This window comes from Streptococcus ictaluri 707-05 (assembly GCF_000188015.2).
In the GTDB taxonomy this organism is placed as follows: Bacteria; Bacillota; Bacilli; order Lactobacillales; family Streptococcaceae; genus Streptococcus; species Streptococcus ictaluri.
The window spans coordinates 291116-305907 of record NZ_AEUX02000006.1 but is presented as its reverse complement, the minus strand read 5'-3'; the positions used below and the strand labels follow the sequence as shown (position 1 = coordinate 305907).

11 protein-coding genes and 1 pseudogene are annotated in these 14792 nt (G+C 37.9%); 11 read left to right on the top strand and 1 reads right to left on the bottom strand.

All coding sequences use genetic code 11. The features are described 5' to 3' along the window. The first annotated feature begins 16 nt into the window (after nt 1-16). The 10 genes and pseudogenes from prfA (at nt 17) to STRIC_RS06520 (ending at nt 11097) form a co-directional block, all read left to right on the top strand. Nucleotides 17-1096: a peptide chain release factor 1 gene (prfA, locus tag STRIC_RS06565; protein WP_008088722.1), complete on the top strand. Its 1080-nt coding sequence runs from the start codon at nt 17-19 to the stop codon at nt 1094-1096. After that, nucleotides 1096-1926, top strand: a complete 831-nt coding sequence (gene prmC, locus STRIC_RS06560) for a peptide chain release factor N(5)-glutamine methyltransferase (RefSeq protein WP_008088836.1) — start codon at nt 1096-1098, stop codon at nt 1924-1926. Before prfA ends, prmC begins: the two co-directional genes overlap by 1 nt. Then, nucleotides 1919-2512 (top strand): L-threonylcarbamoyladenylate synthase, encoded by a 594-nt coding sequence (locus STRIC_RS06555; RefSeq protein ID WP_008088872.1) that lies wholly within the window; start codon nt 1919-1921, stop codon nt 2510-2512. The genes prmC and STRIC_RS06555 overlap by 8 nt, the downstream gene beginning before the upstream one ends. A gap of 53 nt (nt 2513-2565) precedes the next feature. Further along, nucleotides 2566-3825, top strand: a complete 1260-nt coding sequence (glyA, locus tag STRIC_RS06550; protein WP_040832237.1) for a serine hydroxymethyltransferase — start codon at nt 2566-2568, stop codon at nt 3823-3825. A gap of 3 nt (nt 3826-3828) precedes the next feature. Next, nucleotides 3829-4806: a nucleoid-associated protein gene (locus STRIC_RS06545; RefSeq protein ID WP_008089392.1), complete on the top strand. Its 978-nt coding sequence runs from the start codon at nt 3829-3831 to the stop codon at nt 4804-4806. Continuing rightward, nucleotides 4803-5405, top strand: coding sequence for a lysozyme family protein (locus STRIC_RS06540; protein WP_008089285.1), 603 nt, complete (start codon nt 4803-4805; stop codon nt 5403-5405). The genes STRIC_RS06545 and STRIC_RS06540 overlap by 4 nt, the downstream gene beginning before the upstream one ends. A 9-nt stretch (nt 5406-5414) precedes the next feature. After that, on the top strand, nt 5415-7139 hold the full coding sequence (locus tag STRIC_RS06535; protein ID WP_008089107.1) for an ABC transporter ATP-binding protein: 1725 nt from the start codon (nt 5415-5417) through the stop codon (nt 7137-7139). After that, on the top strand, nt 7139-8866 hold the full coding sequence (locus STRIC_RS06530; protein ID WP_008089044.1) for an ABC transporter ATP-binding protein: 1728 nt from the start codon (nt 7139-7141) through the stop codon (nt 8864-8866). The genes STRIC_RS06535 and STRIC_RS06530 overlap by 1 nt, the downstream gene beginning before the upstream one ends. 242 nt (nt 8867-9108) lie before the next feature. Then, a complete protein-coding gene (gene nox / locus STRIC_RS06525; RefSeq protein WP_040832110.1) occupies nt 9109-10476 on the top strand; it encodes a H2O-forming NADH oxidase in 1368 nt (455 codons plus the stop codon). 113 nt (nt 10477-10589) lie between these two features. Next, nucleotides 10590-11097 (top strand): annotated as a pseudogene (locus tag STRIC_RS06520) (dihydrofolate reductase family protein). A gap of 13 nt (nt 11098-11110) precedes the next feature. On the opposite strand, the gene STRIC_RS06515 reads toward STRIC_RS06520, so the two are convergent. Next, a complete protein-coding gene (locus STRIC_RS06515) occupies nt 11111-12094 on the bottom strand; it encodes an L-lactate dehydrogenase (RefSeq protein WP_008089442.1) in 984 nt (327 codons plus the stop codon). A 190-nt stretch (nt 12095-12284) separates the two neighbouring features. Between STRIC_RS06515 and gyrA the strand changes: the two genes are divergently transcribed. Continuing rightward, a complete protein-coding gene (gene gyrA / locus STRIC_RS06510) occupies nt 12285-14789 on the top strand; it encodes a DNA gyrase subunit A (RefSeq protein ID WP_008089421.1) in 2505 nt (834 codons plus the stop codon). Nucleotides 14790-14792: the final 3 nt, after the last annotated feature.

Below are 14792 nucleotides of genomic sequence, written 5' to 3'. Positions count from 1 at the left end.
GAGCCCATTAAACCTCATGAATATTTATGATCAACTACAAGCTGTTGAAGACCGATATGAAGAACTTGGGGAACTCTTAAGTGACCCTTCCGTTGTTTCAGATACTAAGCGATTTATGGCCTTATCAAAAGAAGAAGCTAGCACTCGTGATACCGTAACGACTTATCGTCAATACAAAGCCATCATTCAATCCATTAGTGATGCTGAAGAAATGATTAAAGAATCTGGTGGCGATGCTGAGATTGAAGAGATGGCTAAAGAAGAACTAAAAGAAGCCAAAGCTGCCAAAGAAGATTATGAAGAAAAACTCAAGATTCTGTTATTACCAAAGGATCCTAACGATGATAAGAATATTATTTTAGAGATTCGTGGTGCTGCAGGTGGTGATGAAGCAGCCCTTTTTGCCGGCGATTTATTGAGCATGTATCAGAAGTTTGCAGAGAGTCAAGGTTGGCGCTTTGAAGTCATGGAAGCGTCTTATAATGGCGTTGGTGGTATCAAAGAAGTAGTTGCAATGGTCTCTGGCCAATCTGTTTACTCTAAATTAAAATATGAATCAGGTGCTCACCGAGTTCAGCGTGTGCCAGTAACAGAGAGTCAAGGACGTGTTCATACCTCAACGGCAACGGTTCTCATCATGCCTGAAATTGAAGAAGTTGAGTATGATATTGATCCGAAAGATTTACGTGTTGATATTTACCATGCCTCAGGAGCAGGTGGACAAAACGTCAATAAGGTTGCGACCGCTGTGCGTATCGTTCACTTACCAACAAATATCAAAGTTGAGATGCAAGAAGAGCGTACCCAACAAAAGAACCGTGATAAGGCCATGAAAATTATTAGAGCGCGTGTAGCGGACCACTTTGCTCAAATTGCTCAAGATGAACAAGATGCCGAACGTAAGTCAACTGTAGGTACTGGAGATCGCTCAGAGCGTATCAGAACCTATAACTTCCCTCAAAATCGTGTGACTGATCATCGTATTGGATTAACCTTACAAAAATTGGATACCATTTTGTCAGGAAAAATGGATGAAATTGTAGATGCCTTAATCATGTATGATCAAACCCAAAAATTAGAATCCTTAACAAACTAATGAATTACGCTAAGACATTTAAGTTCTATGAAGAACAACTAGAAAAGATAGGTGAGGATCGCGAAAACCTCACCTATGTTTTTAAAGAATTAAAAGCATGGACAACTTTGGATTTTTTGCTTCATCAAAACCTATTACCTTCAGAAGAAGATAAGATACTGATAAAGCAAATTTATGAGGATTTGTGCCAACACCGCTCCCCTCAATATATTACAGGAAAAGCTTACTTTAGAGATCTGGTCTTACAGGTGGACCAAGGGGTTTTAATTCCAAGACCTGAAACAGAAGAATTGGTTGACTTGATACTGGCGGAAAATCAACAATCAAATTTGACAATGTTAGATATTGGAACAGGAAGTGGTGCCATTGCGATTGCCTTGAAAAAAGAACGACCTGATTGGACGATTAAGGCTGTCGATATTTCTTTAGAGGCACTATCAGTCGCTAAAAGTAATGCTAAAGCTCATCAAGTTGAGATTGACTGGAGTCATTCGGACGTCTTTAGTGCTGTCAGTGGTTCTTTTGATATTATTGTATCAAATCCACCTTATATCGACTACGCCGATAAAGATGAGGTTGGTTTGAATGTTTATAGCTCCGAACCACATCTAGCTCTTTTTGCGGATGAAAATGGATTAGCCATTTACCGGAAAATTATTGAAGAAGCATCTTCTTATTTAAAAGAAGATGGAAAGCTATATTTTGAAATTGGCTATAAGCAAGGCGATCAGGTGAAGAATTTAGTCACGAAAAATATTCCCAAGAAACGTGTTAGGGTATTGAAGGATTATTTTGGAAAAGAAAGGATGCTAGTAGCTGATAATGGATAAGTTAATGAAGGTAATTGAATCAGGAGGAGCAGTTGTTTTACCAACTGAGACCGTTTATGGTATCTTTGCTAAAGCTTTGGATGAAGAAGCCGTTAATCGTGTTTACCAACTAAAAAAACGTCCAAGAGAAAAAGCCATGAACCTTAATGTGGCTGATTTTGATAGCATATTAGCTTTTGCAAAGGAAGTTCCAGATTACTTAAAAAAACTCTATGATCACTTCCTACCGGGTCCTTTGACCATTATTTTAAAAGCAAATGACCAGGTACCAGAGTGGATTAATTCTGGTATGACGAGTGTTGGCTTTCGCCTTCCCAACCATCCTGTAACAGCTAACATTATTCAAAAAATAGGTCCTTTAATTGGACCATCTGCTAACCTTTCAGGGTCGGAAAGTGGTAAGACTTTTGAAAATATTTTAGAAAGTTTCAATAACCAAGTGACTGGCTATCAAGATGATGCAGCCCTTCTTGGCGTTGATTCGACCATTTTAGATTTGTCTGGAAAAGAAGCAAAGATTTTAAGACAAGGTAGTATTACTAAGGAAATCTTGTTAGCCGAGGTTCCTGAAATCCCTTTTCCTTAATAGTAACAGAGAAGGAAAAAACTTGTGAAACAGTGAGGTAACAATTAATGACAATGCTATTTAATAACGATCATTTTGACGAATATGATAAGGCATTATGGAATGCTATAAAAGCAGAAGAAGACAGACAAGAGCATAATATTGAACTAATTGCTTCTGAAAATATGGTATCAAAAGCTGTCATGCAGGCTCAAGGTTCTGTTTTGACTAATAAATATGCTGAAGGTTATCCAGGTAAGCGGTATTATGGAGGAACTGAATGCGTTGACATAGTCGAAAATCTAGCTATTGAACGTGCTAGAGAGTTGTTTCAGGCTTCTTATGCCAATGTTCAGCCACACTCAGGAAGTCAAGCCAATGCTGCAGCGTACATGGCTTTGCTTGAAGCTGGTGACACAGTGCTTGGTATGGATTTAGCTGCAGGTGGTCATTTAACTCATGGTTCTCCAGTCAATTTTTCAGGAAAAACTTATCATTTTGTAGGCTATTCTTTAAATCAAGAAACAGAAATGTTAGATTACCAAGCTATTTTAGAGCAGGCCAAGGTTGTTAAACCAAAACTGATTGTAGCAGGAGCTTCAGCTTACTCTAGAACTATTGATTTTGCTAAGTTTCGTGCCATTGCTGATCAGGTTGGGGCCTATTTAATGGTTGATATGGCTCATATTGCTGGATTAGTAGCTGCTGGTTTACATCCCAATCCAGTTCCTTATGCGCACATTACCACATCAACTACCCATAAAACCTTAAGAGGTCCACGAGGGGGCTTGATTTTAACCAATGACGAACAATTAGCAAAGAAAATTGACTCAGCTATTTTCCCAGGATTACAAGGTGGTCCATTAGAGCATGTCATTGCTGCTAAAGCAGTTGCTTTTAAAGAAGCCCTTGATCCTAGATTTAAAGACTATGCTCAGAAAGTTATTGACAATACAGCAGCAATGGCGACCGTTTTTGCTAAAGATGACCGTTTTCGCTTAATCTCAGGTGGTAGTGACAATCATGTCTTCTTAGTGGATGTTACGAAAGTCATTTCAAGTGGTAAAGCGGCCCAGGATTTATTAGATGAGGTCAATATTACTCTCAATAAAAATGCCATTCCTTTTGAAACACTCTCTCCTTTCAAAACATCTGGTATTCGTATTGGCTGCGCAGCCATAACCAGTCGAGGCATGGGAGTTAAAGAATGTGAAGCCATTGCTGAGTTGATTATTAAAGCGCTTGTTAATCACGATCGAACAGAGATACTAGATGACGTACGCCAAGAAGTTCGTGCGATAACAGATGCCTTTCCTTTGTATAAAACTAAATAAACTATGTTAGATATCTATTTAAAACGTTTGGTGATTCACCAATTTTCACCCACTGATACTGAGCTTTTCTTGTCTGAGACTTTGACGACGATGACTCCAAGAATTGATGCTTATTTTCGTAAGAAATTAAGCAAAGTCTTTTCTGAGGATGCTAAACGAGGTCAGTTTGAGGCTGGAAATGACTTTTTTGCTCAAATTACAGATGATTTGCTAGAAACATCTTATCGCATGGCTAAGCTATGGAAAGAAGCTTTTGTGGTTTCTGAGGACCAAAAAACCAATGATTTAGTCTTTATTCAGTTTGATAAAGAAGGTCAAGAACATCTGGCATTTTTAAGAATTACCTTAAAAGAAAATTTTGCTCACCTGGCCAATGATCTTGACAATCCTATTACCATTACTCAAAATAACTTTCCAAGTGCAGCTCAAGCTCCAGATGAAGCACTCGTTATGAATGTTAAGACGGGTCATTATTATTTAATTGAAAAAAGAGTCAAACACAATGGTAGTTTTGCCAACTATTTTTCCGAAAATCTCTTAAAGGTTAAGCCAGAACAATCCGTTAAAAAGTCTATCAAAATGATTGAGCAGACTGCTCAAAAGATCGCTGAGAACTTCAACCAAGATGATTTTGCCTTTCAATCTAAAATGAAATCAGCTATTTTTAAAAATCTTGATGAAGAGGCGGAATTATCTCCTGAACGTCTTGCGGATCAATTATTTGATAATAATTTAACAGCTCGCTTAACTTTTGTAGACCAAGTCAAAGAAGCGATACCGGAACCTATTCAGGTCAGTGATATTGATCATTCTAGACAAATAAAAAAACTAGAAAGTCAAAAACTATCACTGTCAAATGGGATTGAACTGATAGTGCCAAATGCTATCTACCAAGATGCAGAATCTGTCGAGTTTATCTTAAATGATGATGGGACTTATTCTATCTTAATCAAAAATATAGAGGACATTAAGAATAAATGATTAAATTTTTCAGACGTGTCATTTTCTTAGCTTTCTTGATTTTTTGTATCTATCAAGGATTAGTGATTCATCGCAATGTTCAACGGGTTTTAAGATACAAGCCTTTAGTGGAAAAAACCTTAGCAGAGAATGATACCAAAGCTAATGTTGATTTGGTTTTAGCTATGATTTACACCGAAACAAAAGGTGGAGAAGCAGATGTCATGCAATCCAGCGAGAGCAATTCTGGGGTTAAAGATTCCATTACAGACAGTCAAACTAGTATTGAACATGGGGTTGATCTCCTTTCTGAAAATCTAGCCTTAGCAGAAGAAGCGAAAGTAGATTCCTGGACAGCTGTTCAAGCCTATAATTTTGGCACAGCCTACATTGATTATGTTGCCAAAAATGGGGGGAAAAATACCATTAAACTGGCCGATACTTATTCAAGGGATGTTGTTGCCCCAAGCCTTGGAAATAAAACTGGTCAAACCTATTTTTACTACCATCCATTAGCATTGATTTCAGGTGGAAAGCTGTACCAAAACGGGGGGAATATCTATTATTCTCGTGAAGTTCACTTCAACCTTTACCTGATTGAAGTGATGAGTCTTTTCTAGAAAGTCATTATGAAACGATTACGACCATATATCAAGGGGGACCTAAAAGAAATGATTTTAGGTCCCCTTTTTAAATTATTGGAAGCATTATTCGAGTTACTGGTCCCCATATTACTAGCCAAAATGATTGATACCTATATTGTCACTCATAATAAAACAGGTGTTTTAATGGTAGTACTACAATTGGTGGGTTTGGCAGGATTGGGGTTATGCTTCTCCCTAACGGCTCAATTTTATTCTTCAAAAGCTGCTGTTGGCTTCACAAAAGCAATGACAGATAGTCTTTTTGCCAAAATTATGGCATTGTCTCAAAGTCAACAGAATAAAATAGGAGCTTCCAGCTTACTATCGCGCCTAACAAGTGATAGTTTTCAAGTGCAAACAGGAATCAACTTGTTCTTGAGGCTCTTTTTGCGAGCCCCAATTATTGTATTTGGCGCTATTATCATGGCTTATCTGATTAGTCCAACTCTAACGTTAATCTTTTTAATAATGGTTTTGATTCTTTTTGTCATCATTGTTGTCTTATCAATCTATCTAAATCCGCTCTTTTTAAAAGGACGTCAATTCACAGATCAACTGGTTAGACTCACCAGTCAACAATTAGAAGGTATTCGAGTTATTAAAGATTTTGGGCAAACCTCTCGCGAAATTGAAGCATTTAGTCAAAAAAACAAGGAATTGAGTCTACTGCAAATACAGATAGCTAAAATTGCCAATTCATTGAATCCATTAACCTTTTTAGTTGTAAACCTTTCCTTAGTTGTTTTAATTTGGCAAGGTTCCATTGATATCTCAAATGGCCTTATCAGTCAAGGGATGCTAGTTGCTTTAATCAATTATTTAATGCAAATTCTTGCAGAACTCTTAAAAATGACCATGTTAGTGGCTAATATTAATCAAAGTGTGACCTCTGCTAAACGGATTTCTCAAATTTTTGAATTAAAAGATGAGAATTTTTATTTGCAAGAAACCTTAAGCAGTTTGAATCAAGCTCACCTACTAGAAGTTAGTCACCTAAACTTTACCTATCCAGGTGCGTCTAGTTATAGTCTTAAGGGAATTCACTTTTCAGCAGATAAAGGAGAATGGCTTGGTATTTTGGGAGGCACAGGATCTGGAAAGTCAACTTTAATTGATTTAATATGTCATCTCTATCCCATTAAAGAAGGAAATCTGAGTCTTTATCTTGACGGACATACCCCTACTTCTCAAAAGGAATGGCGACAGCAAGTGGCTCTAGTGCCGCAAAAAGCACAACTATTTCAGGGAACGATTCGTAGTAACCTCCTTCTAGGACAGTCAGAAGCTATTACTGATGAGTGCCTTTGGAAGGCTCTTAAAATAGCACAAGCCAAATCATTTGTCACTCAGCTACCTGAGCAATTAGAAGCCAAAGTAGAAGCCTTTGGAAGAAATTTCTCTGGTGGGCAAAGACAACGTTTGGCAATAGCCAGAGCACTTGTAGTGCCAAAACCGACTCTGATTCTAGATGATGCTAGTTCCGCCTTAGATAATATAACAAGTGCAAAGCTGTTTAAAGCATTAAAGGCTGTTTATAAGGATGCATTAGTCATTGTGGTAACACAGTCAACAAGGCTCATACCCTATTTAGACAAGATTTTACTTTTGGAAAAAGGGAAACAAGTAGCTTTTGACAGACCCGACAAGCTAAAAGTGACCAACAGTTTCTATCAAGAATTGTTGGCGCTACAAGATGAGGAGGACATGTGATGCAAACAAAAGCTAAAAAATTTGTATTCAAACGATTACTTTTGGACTTGTTCAACAAGCCCTTCCTTTTAGTTTTTTTAATCTTTATCAGTTTAATACAAGTTGCATTAAGTGTTTATTTACCTGTCCTAATAGGAAAGGCAGTGGATGCCAGTCTTTCTACTGCACGACTTGAGAGTTTAAAGTCTATTTTGTTTCAGGTGCTTGTCATTATTACTCTTAATACGGGTATTCAGTGGTTAACTCCGATTTTATATAACAATCTCTTATACCAATTTAGCCAACAGATAAAAGATCGTGTCATCAAAAAACTTCACCAGATGCCTCTTGCTTACATTGATCGTCAAAGTATCGGTGACATGGTTAGTCGTGTGACGACAGACAGCGAGCAGCTGACCAACGGCCTTCAGATGGTCTTTAGTCAATTTACGATTGGTTTTTTGACAATTAGTTTTACGATTGTAGCAATGGCTCGAATTGATTGGTTGATGTTAGGTATTGTTTTATTATTAACTCCAAGTTCCTTATTGTTAGCGAGATTTATTGCTAAGAGAAGTTTCCATTACTATCAAGCACAAGCTAAAAGTAGAGGAAAACTTTCTCAATTTGCAGAAGAGGCTTTGAGACAAGAAAAGGTGATACACATTTTTAATGCGCAAAAAGCAGTTGTTACTCAGTATCATTCTTTAAATAAGACTTATGCTGATTATTCGCAACAAGCCATTTTTTATGCTTCTATAGTAAACCCCACCACACGTTTTATTAATAGTCTTATCTATGCTTTATTGGCAGGATTGGGAGCTATAAGAATTATGACAGGATCTTTTACAGTGGGCCAGCTCACAACTTTCTTAAGTTGTGTGGTGCAATACACCAAACCTTTTAATGACATGTCATCAGTTTTTGCTGAAATGGAAAGTTCACTTGCTTGTGCTCAAAGGCTCTACGCTATTCTTGATGAAAAAGTTCCGGTTAAAGAAGAAGGAAGAGAGCAACTAGGGCATATCAAAGGTCAAATTGACTTTAAGTCGGTTTCTTTCAGTTATGATAAGACAAAACCCTTGATTCAAAATGTTAGTTTTTCGGTTTCTGAAGGGGATAGGGTTGCCATTGTTGGACCAACAGGTGCTGGTAAATCAACTTTAGTTAATCTTTTGATGCGATTTTATGACTTGGATTCAGGACAAATTACCTTGGATGGGAAAGCAATTGACTCTTATTCTCTTGAAGAATATCGACAAGTGACAGCTATGGTTTTACAAGATACCTGGTTAAAAGACGGTACCATACATGATATGATTGCCTACGGCAGTCAACACGCCAGTCGATTAGAAGTCGTTCAAGCTGCTAAGGCAGCAAGAGCCCATTTTTTTATAGATCAACTTCCTGATGGATACAATACTTATTTAAATGCGGCGACCGAGAGCTTATCACAAGGTCAAGCCCAATTAATCGCTATTGCTAGAGTTTTTCTTAAAAAGCCCAAAGTACTGATTTTAGATGAGGCTACCTCCTCTATTGATAGTCTAACTGAAAAACAGATTCAAGAGGCTTTTGAAGAATTGATGAGAGGAAGAACCAGCTTTATCATCGCTCATCGCTTGAAAACCATTGAAAAGGCAGATTTCATTTTAGTTATGGATAAAGGACAATTGGTTGAGTGGGGAACGCATCAAGAATTAATGTCAGCTCAAAGATTTTATTATCGCTTACAAAAAAGTCACTAATATTCGTTTCTTATTTTAGAAACTGTCTTATAACAGTAGAGAGGATTGTAAAAAACGAACAATTAGGCTTTGATATCGTTTAAATGTTTTGAGTAAAACGCTTTAAAAATTAAGAATAGGGAAAAAATAAAATAAGTAGCTATAAAAAAATGAGGAAAGTGAGCATTATATTTGGAAGCTATTTTTTCCTGTGATATAATAGATCCCTAACTTAAATATTGTGAAAAGAGGAACAAATTAATATGAGTAAAATCGTTGTTGTTGGTGCAAACCACGCAGGTACAGCATGTATCAAAACTATGTTATCAAACTACGGAGATGCTAACGAAATTGTTGTATTTGACCAAAACTCTAACATCTCATTCTTAGGATGTGGTATGGCACTATGGATTGGTGAGCAAATTGCAGGTCCAGAAGGATTGTTCTACTCAGATAAAGAAGAGTTGGAATCAATGGGTGCTAAAGTTTACATGGAATCACCAGTTCAATCAATCGATTACGATGCCAAAACAGTAACAGCTTTAGTTGATGGTAAAGAACATGTTGAGTCATACGAGAAACTTATCTTTGCGACGGGTTCTCAACCAATCTTACCTCCTATTAAAGGTGCTGAAATCAAAGAAGGCTCATTAGAATTTGAAGCAACTTTAGAAAATCTTCAATTTGTTAAATTGTATCAAAACTCTTCAGATGTTATTGCTAAACTTGAAAACAAAGACATCAAACGTGTTGCGGTAGTTGGTGCTGGATACATTGGTGTTGAATTGGCAGAAGCTTTCCAACGTAAAGGTAAAGAAGTTGTCCTTATCGATGTTGTAGACACTTGTTTGGCTGGTTACTATGACCATGACTTGACTGACATGATGGCTAAAAACATGGAAGAACATGGTATCCAATTAGCATTTGGTGAAACTGTTAAAGAAGTAGCTGGTGATGGTAAAGTTGAGAAAATTATCACTGACAAAAATGAATACGATGTTGACATGGTTATCCTTGCTGTTGGTTTCCGTCCAAACACAGCATTAGGTAACGGTAAAATTGAATTGTTCCATAACGGCGCTTTCCTTGTAAACAAACATCAAGAAACGTCTATTCCTGGTGTATACGCAATCGGTGACTGTGCGACTATCTATGATAACGCAACACGCGACACAAGCTATATTGCACTTGCTTCAAACGCTGTTCGTACTGGTATCGTAGCTGCTCATAACGCTTGTGGTACTGATTTAGAAGGTATCGGTGTTCAAGGATCAAACGGTATCTCTATCTATGGCTTGCACATGGTTTCAACTGGTTTAACACTTGAAAAAGCAAAACGTCTTGGTTTTGATGCAGCTGTAACAGAATATACTGACAATCAAAAACCAGAATTTATCGAACACGGTAACTTCCCAGTAACCATCAAAATTGTTTATGACAAAGATTCTCGTCGTATTCTTGGTGCACAAATGGTTGCTCGTGAAGATATCTCAATGGGTATCCACATGTTCTCTCTTGCTATCCAAGAAGGGGTCACTATTGAGAAATTGGCATTGACAGATATTTTCTTCTTGCCACACTTTAACAAACCTTACAACTACATCACAATGGCAGCACTTGGTGCAGAATAAGTTATTTGAAGACATTGTAAGTTACTAAGAAAAAGGTGGTTTCCTCACATGAGGAAACCACCTTTTTTGATAATAGGATGGGTATTATGTGACAAGTTACTTTAAATATTGCCATGAGTTTAGATGGATACACTGCAAGGTTAGATGATAGTTATGATTGGATTGTTGGTCATGGAACCAAGTCTTATGATACTGAGAAGCAGTTTGATAACACAGCTTTTTTCAGGTCCTGTGGCATTGTGATAATGTGAAGAAAATCATTTGAGACCTGTCCAATCCAGGATATTGAAGGTTATGAAGATAAATTATTTTATGTCATTAGTCATGATAAAAAGAAAAGCCCTTATCCGAATGTGATTTTTACCAATGATCCTATTTCCCTTTTAGAGAGTTTAAAAGAAGAAAATCGTGGAAATATATGGTTGTTTGGTGGCGGAGAATTAGTGAGAACCTTGTTGGCACAGCAACTTATCGACCACTTTATTATTGGGTTTATTCCAACTATTTTAGGGGGAGGGAAAGGCTTTATTCACCATAAATAGAGATGAAATCCCATTAACATTAATAGAGTCCACAGTAACAGATGGAATTGCTATGTTACGTTATAAACCGAGAAAATAAGATAAAAAATGAATTAGTTTTTAGCTGCGGAAGCAAATTCTTCTTTTGAGAGAGCTTCGTCAATGATAGCTTTTAATTGGCTTGCAGAAGCTTGCATTTTTTGAAGTTCAGCATCGTTAAGCGGGATATTAACAGGACGAACAATACCGTAAGCACCAACGATAGCAGGTTGACCAATATAGCAGTCTTCAACACCTTGGTATTGACCTTCTTGGAAAACAGAAAGTGGAAGCACCGCATTTTCATCGTCTAAGATAGCTTTAGTGATACGTGCAAGAGCAACTGCGATACCGTAGAAAGTTGCTCCTTTTTTGTTAATGATAGAATAAGCAGCGTCACGAACGGAGATGAAAAGATCAACTAAACCTTGTTCGTCGATATCACGGTTAGCTTGTAACCATTCGTAAAGCCCAACTCCAGCAACGTTGGCATGTGACCAAACAGCAAATTCAGAGTCACCGTGTTCACCCATGATATAAGCGTGGACAGAACGAGCGTCAACGCCGATTTTAGCAGCAAGTGCCTGACGGAAACGAGCTGAATCAAGTGAAGTACCTGAACCGATAACACGTTCTTTAGGGAATCCTGAGAATTTCCAAGTTGAGTAAGTCAAAACATCAACAGGATTAGCTGCTACAAGGAAGATACCATTAAAGCCTGAGTCAACAATTTGAGTAACGACTTCTTTATTGATACGGAGGTTTTTTTCAACTAAGTCAAGACGTGTTTCACCTGGTTTTTGAGGAGCACCAGCTGTTAAAACAACTAGGTCAGCATCATGACAATCAGAGTAGTCTGCTGCATAGATTTTTTTAGGTGATGTGAAGGAAAGTGCGTGACTTAAGTCTTCAGCGTCTCCTTGAGTTTTTTCTTTGAAGATATCAATAATACCAAGTTCTTGAGCGATATTTTGAGTTACCAATGCGAAAGCATATGATGACCCAACGGCACCGTCGCCGACCAAAATCACTTTTTTATGTTGTTTAGTTGCAGTCATTTCCAAACATCTCCTTAATTTTATTAGAGCTGTCGCTCATACGACTTTATTTTAACATAATGTATTTTGTTTGTCATGAAATTCAAGAAAATAATGAAAATAGTTTTCCGACAGCGTTTCCATAGGGAAAAAATAAGGATTTTATGCTATAATGAAAAAGAGTATTGACTAGAAAAGGAGCATTCCTTAAATGCAAGATAGAAATTTAATTGACATCAATCTGACAAGTGAGATGAAGACTAGCTTCATTGATTATGCCATGAGTGTTATTGTCGCTAGGGCCTTGCCAGATGTTCGTGATGGGCTTAAGCCGGTTCACCGTCGTATTTTATATGGCATGAATGAACTTGGTGTGACACCTGACAAGCCTCATAAAAAGTCTGCCCGTATTACCGGTGATGTTATGGGTAAATACCACCCACACGGAGACTCCTCAATTTATGAAGCAATGGTTAGGATGGCCCAGTGGTGGAGTTATCGCCATATGTTGGTTGATGGTCATGGAAATTTCGGTTCGATGGACGGTGATGGTGCCGCTGCACAACGTTATACTGAAGCACGTATGAGTAAAATTGCTCTAGAACTCCTGCGTGATATCAATAAAAATACAGTTGATTTTCAGGATAACTATGACGGTAGTGAGAGAGAACCTCTGGTGTTACCAGCTCGTTTCCCTAATTTACTGGTTAACGGTGCAACGGGAATTGCTGTTGGAATGGCAACAAATATCCCACCACATAATCTTGCGGAGTCTATCGATGCTGTTAAAATGGTGATGGAAAATCCTGATTGTAGTACACGTGATTTGATGGAGGTCATTCCTGGACCAGATTTCCCAACGGGTGCCATGGTTATGGGACGTTCTGGCATCCATAGAGCCTACGATACAGGTCGTGGTTCTATTGTCTTACGATCACGCACAGAAATCGAAACCACAAAAACAGGTCGTGAGCGCATTGTGGTTACAGAATTCCCTTACGGGGTCAATAAAACGAAAGTCCATGAGCATATTGTTCGATTAGCCCAAGAGAAACGAATCGAAGGAATAACGGCTGTTCGTGACGAATCCAGCCGTGAAGGAGTTCGATTTGTGATTGAAATCCGTAGAGATGCCTCTGCCAATGTCACTTTGAACAACCTTTTCAAATTAACAAGCTTGCAAACCAATTTTAGCTTCAACATGCTAGCCATTGAAAATGGAGTTCCAAAAATTCTGACACTCAGACAGATCATTGATAATTATATCAGTCATCAAAAAGAGGTCATCACACGACGTACTCAATTTGATAAGGATAAGGCAGAAGCAAGAGCTCATATTTTAGAAGGCTTACTGATTGCCTTAGACCATTTGGATGAAGTCATTGCTATTATTCGTAACAGTCAGACGGACGTGATTGCCCAAGCTGAATTGATGAGCCGCTTTGACTTATCTGAACGTCAAAGCCAAGCCATCTTGGATATGCGACTTCGCCGATTGACAGGATTGGAAAGAGATAAAATCCAGTCTGAATATGATGATCTACTAGCTTTAATTGCTGATTTGACGGATATTTTAGCTAAACCTGAACGTGTAGCAACCATTATCAAAGAAGAAATGGACGAGATTAAGCGGAAATACGCTAATCCACGTCGTACGGAATTAATGGTTGGTGAAGTCTTGTCGCTAGAAGATGAAGATTTGATTGAAGAAGAAGATGTTCTTATCACTTTATCTAATAAAGGTTACATCAAACGTTTAGCTCAGGATGAATTTCGTGCCCAAAAACGTGGTGGTCGTGGGATTCAAGGTACAGGTGTCAATGACGATGACTTTGTACGCGAATTAGTTTCTACTAGCACTCATGATACCTTACTCTTTTTCACTAATTTTGGTCGTGTTTACCGCCTGAAAGCCTATGAAATTCCTGAATACGGTCGTACAGCTAAAGGGCTCCCAATCGTCAATTTATTGAAGTTGGATGAAAATGAGACCATCCAAACCATCATTAATGCGCGTAAGGAAGATATCAAAGACAGTTATTTCTTCTTTACCACGCAACAAGGTATTGTTAAGCGAACCCAAGTTTCAGAATTCAACAATATTCGACAAAATGGTTTAAGAGCTTTAAATCTTAAAGAGGGTGATCAGTTAATTAATGTCTTACTGACTAATGGTAGTGACGACATTATTATCGGGACAAAATCAGGCTACTCAGTCCGTTTCAATGAAGATAGTATTCGTAACATGGGACGTTCAGCAACTGGTGTTCGGGGTGTCAAACTTCGCGAAGAAGATCGAGTTGTTGGAGCTTCTCGTATTACCGATGACCAAGAAGTACTTATTATCACTGAAAACGGTTATGGTAAACGTACAAGTGCCACAGAATACCCAACCAAAGGTAGAGGTGGTAAAGGGATTAAAACAGCTAATATAACGACGAAAAATGGCCAATTAGCAGGTTTGATGACAGTCAATGGTCAAGAAGATATGATGGTCATTACCAATAAAGGCGTCATTATTCGAACTAGTGTGGCTAATATTTCTCAAACGGGACGCTCAACACTAGGTGTTAAAGTCATGAAACTAGATCAAGATTCTAAAATTGTGACCTTTGCTTTGGTTGAAGTAGAAGAAGACATCGCTCCATTGCAATCAATAACTGACAATGAGGAACTAGTTAGTCATAAGCAAGACAATGAGCTTAGAGAGGAATAGATA

Bases quoted from the DNA above. Each gene is read 5' to 3' on its own strand.
- STRIC_RS06540 (WP_008089285.1), top strand. From the start codon at position 4,803: ATGATTAAATTTTTCAGACGTGTCATTTTCTTAGCTTTCTTGATTTTT.
- STRIC_RS06515 (WP_008089442.1), bottom strand. From the start codon at position 12,094: ATGACTGCAACTAAACAACATAAAAAAGTGATTTTGGTCGGCGACGGT.
- prfA (WP_008088722.1), top strand. From the start codon at position 17: ATGAATATTTATGATCAACTACAAGCTGTTGAAGACCGATATGAAGAA.
- STRIC_RS06530 (WP_008089044.1), top strand. From the start codon at position 7,139: ATGCAAACAAAAGCTAAAAAATTTGTATTCAAACGATTACTTTTGGAC.
- STRIC_RS06555 (WP_008088872.1), top strand. From the start codon at position 1,919: ATGGATAAGTTAATGAAGGTAATTGAATCAGGAGGAGCAGTTGTTTTA.
- STRIC_RS06545 (WP_008089392.1), top strand. From the start codon at position 3,829: ATGTTAGATATCTATTTAAAACGTTTGGTGATTCACCAATTTTCACCC.
- gyrA (WP_008089421.1), top strand. From the start codon at position 12,285: ATGCAAGATAGAAATTTAATTGACATCAATCTGACAAGTGAGATGAAG.
- nox (WP_040832110.1), top strand. From the start codon at position 9,109: ATGAGTAAAATCGTTGTTGTTGGTGCAAACCACGCAGGTACAGCATGT.
- STRIC_RS06535 (WP_008089107.1), top strand. From the start codon at position 5,415: ATGAAACGATTACGACCATATATCAAGGGGGACCTAAAAGAAATGATT.
- prmC (WP_008088836.1), top strand. From the start codon at position 1,096: ATGAATTACGCTAAGACATTTAAGTTCTATGAAGAACAACTAGAAAAG.
- glyA (WP_040832237.1), top strand. From the start codon at position 2,566: ATGCTATTTAATAACGATCATTTTGACGAATATGATAAGGCATTATGG.